General features: G+C 60.3%; 3 rRNA genes. All 3 read left to right on the forward strand.

The features are described 5' to 3' along the window. The first annotated feature begins 474 nt into the window (after positions 1 to 474). The 3 genes from Uis4E_RS11575 to rrf all read left to right on the forward strand — a co-directional run bounded on the left by Uis4E_RS11575 (position 475) and on the right by rrf (position 5,817). Positions 475 to 2,008, forward strand: a 16S ribosomal RNA gene (locus tag Uis4E_RS11575). 471 nt (positions 2,009 to 2,479) lie between these two features. Next, positions 2,480 to 5,544, forward strand: a 23S ribosomal RNA gene (locus Uis4E_RS11580). A 156-nt stretch (positions 5,545 to 5,700) separates the two neighbouring features. Further along, positions 5,701 to 5,817, forward strand: a 5S ribosomal RNA gene (gene rrf, locus Uis4E_RS11585). Together the 16S, 23S and 5S rRNA genes form the textbook arrangement of a ribosomal RNA operon. Positions 5,818 to 6,031: the final 214 nt, after the last annotated feature.

Here is a 6,031-nt window from a genome sequence, read left to right on the forward strand (position 1 = left end):
TCTGTGGGTGGTGTGTGTTTCCTCCCGCTGGCGGGAGGTGGCGCGCGGAGCGCGTCGGTGGGTGGTCCGGGTGGTGTGGTTTGGGTGTGTGTTTCGGTGGTGTTGCGACACGCCGTGGGAGTGTTGTGTTTCCGGGGGTTTTGGGGTGTTGTTGTGGGGTGGGTTTGCGTGGTTGGTTGGGTTGGTGTAGGTTATTCACCTGTTGCCGNGCCGGTCAGCTTCTGGTTCTTCCCTTTGTGTGGTTGGTTTCCGGGGTTGGCTGTGTGTGGTGGTTTGAGAACTCAAGAGCGTGTTGTACTACTTACTTCTTTATAGTCAATGATTGCCAGTCCGATTCTCGCTTCGGGGTTTTTCCTGGAGTCGCCGAGGGGCGTTGAAGAGGGTCGGGGTTTTTGTGCGAACGTCCTTCCTTATAGGATGTTCCGTCAATTGTTTTTTTTGAGAGTCATCTGTCGATGTCTTTCTGCAAGGTTTTTTGTGGAGGGTTCGATTCTGGCTCAGGATGAACGCTGGCGGCGTGCTTAACACATGCAAGTCGAACGGGATCCTGGGGGCTTTGCTTCCGGGTGAGAGTGGCGAACGGGTGAGTAATGCGTGACCGACCTGCCCCGTACTCCGGAATAGCTCCTGGAAACGGGTGGTAATGCCGGATGTTCCGCACTGTCGCATGGTGGTGTGGGAAAGGGTCTTACCGGTACGGGATGGGGTCGCGTCCTATCAGCTTGACGGTGCGGTGACGGCGCACCGTGGCTTCGACGGGTAGCCGGCCTGAGAGGGCGACCGGCCACATTGGGACTGAGATACGGCCCAGACTCCTACGGGAGGCAGCAGTGGGGAATATTGCACAATGGGCGCAAGCCTGATGCAGCGACGCCGCGTGCGGGATGACGGCCTTCGGGTTGTAAACCGCTTTTGGCAGGGAGCAAGGCCTTCGGGTTGAGTGTACCTGCAGAATAAGCACCGGCTAACTACGTGCCAGCAGCCGCGGTAATACGTAGGGTGCAAGCGTTATCCGGAATTATTGGGCGTAAAGGGCTCGTAGGCGGTTCGTCGCGTCCGGTGTGAAAGCCCATCGCTTAACGGTGGGTCTGCGCCGGGTACGGGCGGGCTGGAGTGCGGTAGGGGAGACTGGAATTCCCGGTGTAACGGTGGAATGTGTAGATATCGGGAGGAACACCAATGGCGAAGGCAGGTCTCTGGGCCGTTACTGACGCTGAGGAGCGAAAGCGTGGGGAGCGAACAGGATTAGATACCCTGGTAGTCCACGCCGTAAACGGTGGATGCTGGATGTGGGGCCCTTTCCACGGGTCCCGTGTCGGAGCCAACGCGTTAAGCATCCCGCCTGGGGAGTACGGCCGCAAGGCTAAAACTCAAAGAAATTGACGGGGGCCCGCACAAGCGGCGGAGCATGCGGATTAATTCGATGCAACGCGAAGAACCTTACCTGGGCTTGACATGTTCCCGACCGCCGTGGAGACGCGGCTTCCCTTCGGGGCGGGTTCACAGGTGGTGCATGGTCGTCGTCAGCTCGTGTCGTGAGATGTTGGGTTAAGTCCCGCAACGAGCGCAACCCTCGCCCCGTGTTGCCAGCAGTTCGGCTGGGGACTCACGGGGGACCGCCGGGGTCAACTCGGAGGAAGGTGGGGATGACGTCAGATCATCATGCCCCTTACGTCCAGGGCTTCACGCATGCTACAATGGCCGGTACAGCGGGATGCGACATGGCGACATGGAGCGGATCCCTGAAAACCGGTCTCAGTTCGGATTGGAGTCTGCAACCCGACTCCATGAAGGCGGAGTCGCTAGTAATCGCGGATCAGCAACGCCGCGGTGAATGCGTTCCCGGGCCTTGTACACACCGCCCGTCAAGTCATGAAAGTGGGCAGCACCCGAAGCCGGTGGCCTAACCTCCCTTGGGAGGGTGGAGCCGTCTAAGGTGAGGCTCGTGATTGGGACTAAGTCGTAACAAGGTAGCCGTACCGGAAGGTGCGGCTGGATCACCTCCTTTCTACGGAGAATACAGGACGAGGTTTTCGTCCGGTGTGTGCCCCGCGAAGCGGATAGTCCGTTTCGGCAGGGGTTGCTGGTGTGGAAGAGATCGTTGGCTGTATGGCGCGCGGGGTTCCTCGCGTGCGCGGGTGTTCCCGTGTGGTTGGTGGTATGGCATGCTTTTGGGTTCCCGGACCGCCACCCTCCGAGTCGTTCGGCTTGGGGTGCGGGTCCGATTCCGCCCGGTCTCGTGGGTGTCCTCCTGGTGGGGGTGTCTGCGGGCTTGGTGTGTGTTGGTGGTTTGAGAACTGGATAGTGGACGCGAGCAAGAAGAACTTGAGTTTTTTCTTGTTTTGTTGATTTCGATCGAACTCCGAGGCTTTTGTCCTTGGGTGTTCGTTCGGTCGTTTTGTTGTGACCGTCAACGTGTTGTGTTGATGTGTCGTCCGATGTATTCGCGAATTTGGTTTTTGCCGGCTTCATGCGTGTGTGTGTTGCTGGTAAGGGCGCAGTGGTGGATGCCTTGGCGGACAGGACCGATGAAGGACGTGTGGGGCCGCGATAGGCCTGGGGGAGCCGCCGACAGGGCTTTGATCCCAGGATGTCCGAATGGGGGAACCCGCCACCCTCGATGGGGTGGCACCGCTTTATGCGGGGGGTACGCAGGGAAGTGAAACATCTCAGTACCTGTAGGAAAGGATGTTCCGTGAGTAGTGGCGAGCGAAAGCGGATCAGGCCAAACCGGTGTCGTGTGATACCCGTCGGGGGTTGCGATGCCGGGGTTGTGGGAGCGTGTGTCCCGGTTCCGACGGACCGGGCGTGAGTTAGAAAATCGTGTGCGAGACGAACAGGATTGGATGCCTGGCCGTGGAGGGTGATGGCCCCGTAGTCGTATGCGCATGGTCTCGCGATCGCGTGTCCCAAGTAGCGCGGGCCTCGTGGAATCCCGTGTGAATCCGCCCCGACCGTGGGGTAAGCCTAGATATTCCTGTCCGACCGATAGTGAACTAGTACCGTGAGGGAAAGGTGAAAAGCACCCCGGGAGGGGAGTGAAAGAGTACCTGAAACCGTGCGCCTACGATCCGTCGGAGCCTCCTTGTGGGGTGACGGCGTGCCTATCGAAAAATGAGTCTGCGAGTCAGTGGCAGGTGGCGAGCGTAACCCGTGTGGGGTACGCGTAGCGAAGGCGAGTCTGAATAAGGCGTCTGTAGTCGCTTGTCCTGGACCCGAAGCGGGATGATCTAGCCCTGGGCAGGTTGAAGCGCGGGTAGGACCGTGTGGAGGACCGCACCCACCTGGGTTGAAAACCGGGGGGATGACCTGGGGCTGGGGGTGAAAGGCCAATCAAATTCCGTGATAGCTGGTTCTCTCCGAAATGCATTTGGGTGCAGCGTCGGGTGATTGCTTGCGGGGGGTAGAGCTACTGGATGCTTGAGGGCCCATACCGGGTACCGACAGCAACCAAACTCCGAATACCCGTCAAGTGTATCCCGGCAGTGAGTCGGCGGGGGATAAGCTCCGTCGTCGAGAGGGAGACAGCCCAGACCGTCGTTTAAGGTCCCGAAGCGCGTGCTAAGTGGGAAAGGATGTGGAGTCGCATAGACAGCCAGGAGGTTGGCTCAGAAGCAGCCATCCTTGAAAGAGTGCGTAACAGCTCACTGGTCTAGTGGTTCCGCGCCGACAATGTAGCGGGGCTCAAGCACGCCACCGAAGACGCGGCAGCATGGTTGCCATGCTGGGTAGGAGAGCGTCCCATGCGGGTCGAAGCGGTCGTGGAAACGTCCGTGGACTGCATGGGAGTGAGAATGCAGACATGAGTAGCGAGAGACGGGTGGGAATCCCGTCCGCCGGATGACCAAGGGTTCCAGGGCCACGTTCGTCGTCCCTGGGTGAGTCGGGTCCTAAGGCGAGGCCGACAGGCGTAGTCGAATGGATGAACGGGTTGATATTCCCGTACCGGCCATGAACCGATCAAATCCGAAAGGATGATGCTAACCTCCGGGGTCTCCTGACCCATCCTTCGGGGTGGTGATGGTGGTCCTGTTGGGAACCGATTCCCGGTAGGGTAGCGCGTGGAGTGACGCGGATGGCATGCCGGGTCCGGAGGTGGTTTTCCGGGTCCAAGCGTGCGGGGCCTTCCCCAGGCAAATCCGGGGATGGTATGGCCCGAGGCGTGATGGGGGCATCCCTCGAGGGTGTCTTCCGGTGGGTCCGTCCGTCGAGAAAAGCTTCGGCGCGAGGCGCATGGGCGCCCGTACCCCAAACCGACACTGGTGGTCAGGTAGAGCATACCAAGGCGATCGAGCGAATCCTGGTCAAGGAACTCGGCAAATCACTCCCGTTCCTTCGGTTTAAGGGAGACCCCCGACGGTGAACCGGCTTGCCCGGGGAGCGGTGGGGGGTGGCACAATCCAGGGGGTAGCGACTGTTTACCAAAAACACAGGTGCATGCGAAGGCGCAAGCCGCTGTATATGCACTGACGCCTGCCCGGTGCCGGAAGGTTAAGAGGATCCGTCAGCCCTTTGGGTGAAGCGGTGAATTCAAGCCCCGGTAAACGGCGGTGGTAACTATAACCATCCTAAGGTAGCGAAATTCCTTGTCGGGTAAGTTCCGACCTGCACGAATGGCGTAACGACTTCCCCACTGTCTCGACCAGGAGCTCGGCGAAATTGCAGTACGAGTAAAGATGCTCGTTAAGCGCAGAAGGACGAAAAGACCCCGGGACCTTTACTATACCTTGGTATTGGCATTCGGTGTGGATTGTGTAGCATAGGCGGGAGACTTGGAAGCATGGTCGCCAGATCGTGTGGAGTCGGAAGGTGAAATACCGCTCTGTTCGCATTGGATGTCTCACCACGACACGTGATCCGTGTCTGGGACAGTGCCTGGCGGGTAGTTTAACTGGGGCGGTTGCCTCCCAAAGAGTAACGGAGGCGCTCAAAGGTCCCCTCAGCCCGGTTGGCAATCGGGTGGCGAGTGCAAGTGCACAAGGGGGCTTGACTGCGAGACCGACGGGTCGAGCAGGGACGAAAGTCGGAACTAGTGATCCGGTGCCGGTGTACGGACGCGGCATCGCTCAACGGATAAAAGGTACCCCGGGGATAACAGGCTGATCATTCCCAAGAGTCCATATCGACGGGATGGTTTGGCACCTCGATGTCGGCTCGTCGCATCCTGGGGCTGGAGCAGGTCCCAAGGGTTCGGCTGTTCGCCGATCAAAGCGGCACGCGAGCTGGGTTCAGAACGTCGTGAGACAGTTTGGTCTCTATCCTCTGCGCTCGTCGGAATACTGAGGAGACCTGCCCATAGTACGAGAGGACCTGGGTGGACGAACCTCCGGTACGCCGGTTGTCACGCCAGTGGCACCGCCGGTTGGCTGCGTTCGGAAGGGATAACCGCTGAAAGCATCTAAGCGGGAAGCCCGCTCCAAGATAAGTATTCCCCGGACCCTCGGGTCCGAGACCCCCCATGAAGAACACGTGGTCGATAGGCCGGACGTGGAAGCCCCGCAAGGGGTGGAGCCGACCGGTACTAACGGGGAAGCGCGACACACACATCCCAACCCCTGGTTGGGACGGCATCAACCACTTTTCTGCGAATCATGAACGACACGGAGCAACCGTGACGACACGACACAACGAATCAGCAGGCGTCCACCATCCGGTCCCCAAACCACCAGCAAGCGGGGACAACCCCGATAACAGAAGATTTGCGGCGGTCATAGCCCAGGAGAGACGCCCGGTCCCATTCCGAACCCGGAAGCTAAGACCTGGCACGGCGATGGTACTGCACCCGAGAGGATGTGGGAGAGTAGCACGCCGCCGCACCACACGTGAAACGGACCCCCGGTCGAGCCACCACGGCTCCCGGGGGTCCACGCATACCCGCACACACACGCCCCCCTCAGGGGGAGCAGGGGAACGGCGCGCGCGNCCGCGGATCCCGCCCCCGCCGGCGGGGGCTCCCGCGAAGCGGGTGGGGGTGGCCGCCCGGACCCCGCGACCCGGACCACCCTCCGACGCGCGTGCCGCGCGCCACCTC

This window comes from Bifidobacterium parmae, from assembly GCF_002860365.1.
Lineage (GTDB): Bacteria > Actinomycetota > Actinomycetes > Actinomycetales > Bifidobacteriaceae > Bifidobacterium > Bifidobacterium parmae.